This is a genomic window from Paenibacillus sp. 05T425, assembly GCF_056396205.1.
Map to the genome: position 1 here is coordinate 1 of NZ_JBFTLA010000036.1, position 2,248 is coordinate 2,248.

Annotated in this window: 3 protein-coding genes; all 3 read right to left on the bottom strand. The window is 37.5% G+C overall.

Going from position 1 to position 2,248, the window contains the following annotated elements; all coding sequences use genetic code 11:
- Window positions 1-314: 314 nt before the first annotated feature.
- Complete coding sequence (locus AC1DF0_RS31870; RefSeq protein WP_477577554.1) at window positions 315-959, bottom strand: hypothetical protein; 645 nt, start codon at window positions 957-959, stop codon at window positions 315-317.
- Between the two features lie 115 nt (window positions 960-1,074).
- Window positions 1,075-1,467, bottom strand: a complete 393-nt coding sequence (locus AC1DF0_RS31875) for a hypothetical protein (protein WP_477577556.1) — start codon at window positions 1,465-1,467, stop codon at window positions 1,075-1,077.
- Window positions 1,468-1,734: 267 nt separating this feature from the next.
- Window positions 1,735-2,043, bottom strand: coding sequence for a hypothetical protein (locus AC1DF0_RS31880; protein ID WP_477577558.1), 309 nt, complete (start codon window positions 2,041-2,043; stop codon window positions 1,735-1,737).
- Window positions 2,044-2,248: the final 205 nt, after the last annotated feature.

A 2,248-nucleotide genomic window follows, 5' to 3' on the forward strand; every position in this document is an offset into this window, starting at 1 on the left:
TAAGCCCGAAGGGCGGCCGCGACGCGGTTAGGTGGTGCGGATGTGTCCGGCTGCTACTACTTCATTGAAACTGAAATGCCTCTCCGAACCCTCTTCTAACTTCGTGCCGGACCGAGGGCGAATGCCCGATGCGTGAATCTGGTGTTATACGTAGTTACTGCCTACCTTGAATTCTCTACACCTTACTTGTTAATTTGCTTTCTTGATCTTGTATTTACTAACTTCTTTTGCTTTGTTATAAATTACTGTTATGTAACTGAGGTCAATTCCTTCAACAATCTTATCTAAAAGACCGGCCTTAAATTCAGATACCATTAGAGATTTGAGAAATCTTCAATGGAAACAAATTCTTTAGCTATTCTAAAAATTTCTTCGAACATTTCACCGACTTGCTTAATATCAGATCCGTTTGAATCTAGCTCAATTGTTATCTTTTTTGACTTAATAAAATTCCCCCTATTATATTCCATAAGAATAAGCACTGGATTGTATGGGAAATCTATTCCAAAATCTGATTCTATGTTACTAAGAAAATCTAGATATATGTCTCTATTAAAGAAGTAATCTATTTTATTTATTGTTATTTTATCATTTTGATTATATAAGTCTTCTTCCAAATATCCCGGCAAATAAAAATTAATATATTCATCTGATTTGTAATTAAAAGTATTTATGTAATTTAAAATGTACTCTTTGCATCTATGTTGATGGAAGTCCGCAACTAGTAGTCCAAACGTTACTGGTATATCGTTATTCTCGCGTCTCTTAATTTCATGAACCATTCTTTCATATTGTCCAAGTGGCCACATAGAATCACCTTTATTTTGAGATTTTTGTATTTCTGATCTGCAGTAATTACGCATAACGTTGTTGTATTCACGACGTCCCACCACCTTAAGCCCGAAGGGCGGCCGCGATGCGGTTAGGTGGTGGGATGTGTCCGGTTGATTAAGCTTCACTGCTACTGAAATTCCTCGTCGGTTCCTCTTCTAACTTCGTGCCGGACCGAGGGCGAATGCCCGATGCGTGAATATGGTGTTATGTGATGGATGGGCCTTCCTGAGTTACTTACAATTATCTCTTACGTTCAAATTCTCTATTACTTAAGTCTAATGCTACTTCTAATTTGATTTGATTTGTTTTGCTTAAGCCTTTGGTGAAATCCTTGACTGAACAAGTACTTAAACTAGTAATTTTATGATTTTTTATTTTCTTGAATAACCATTTCTTTTTGATTATTTCTTCGATTTCTATAAAAGCAACTGTATTTCCATCAACCAATATTGTAAATAAATCTTCTCCTTGTTCAGGAGTCCAATACAAAATATAAGCAGTTTTAATTTTCTTAAATTCTTGCGAAAGTGTTCTATGAAGATACTGCCCTTCAATTGAATTAAAAATGTAATTATGAGAACGAAGAAGCTCTTCCCTATAAGCTTCTTCCGTAATTGTCCCTTTAAGCTTCATATTAACCCCTCAAAGTGCTTTTATTGGATTTGCCCATCTTTCACATAACGTTCTCGTATTCACGACGCCCCACCACCTTAAGGTCCCAACGGGACCGGCCGCGATGCGGTTAGGTGGTGCGGGTGTGTCCGGTTGATTCTACTCCCCTGATACTGAAAATGCCTCCCGAATCCACTCCTAACTCCTGCCGGAGCGAGGGCGAATGCCCGATGCGTGAATATGGTGTTATATGAAGTTACTGCCATCTTTGATTTACATTCTATCTATTTATTGCTTTATTAACTGGTTTACTTTATGAATTGCTATTTTCATTCCTTCATACAATTCAGTTACTGATCGATATTCTTCTTTGAATACTGGGTTGCCCCATTCTGTATTCTTGATAATATAAATAATAAATATGCCGTTAAGAGTTGAAAATCTGCCATACCAGCCGACATCAACTACGTATCCATTTGGATATTCGACCTGAAACATATCTTCACTTAACCATTTAATATCAGTCATATCTTCAGGACTTAATTTATAAGAGTTGAATTTAACAATTCCGGGTTTGAAATCAAAGTTTTCAAACATATTTATTACTCCTATAGTTGTTTGTTATTAAGCAGTTTAATATTTCGAAGTAATTTCATATAACGTTATTGTATTCACGACGTCCCACCACCTTAAGCCCGAAGGGCGGCCGCGACGCGGTTAGGTGGTGCGGATGTGTCCGGCTGCTACTACTTCATTGAAACTGAAATGCCTCTCCGAACCCTCTTCTAACTTCGTGCCGGAC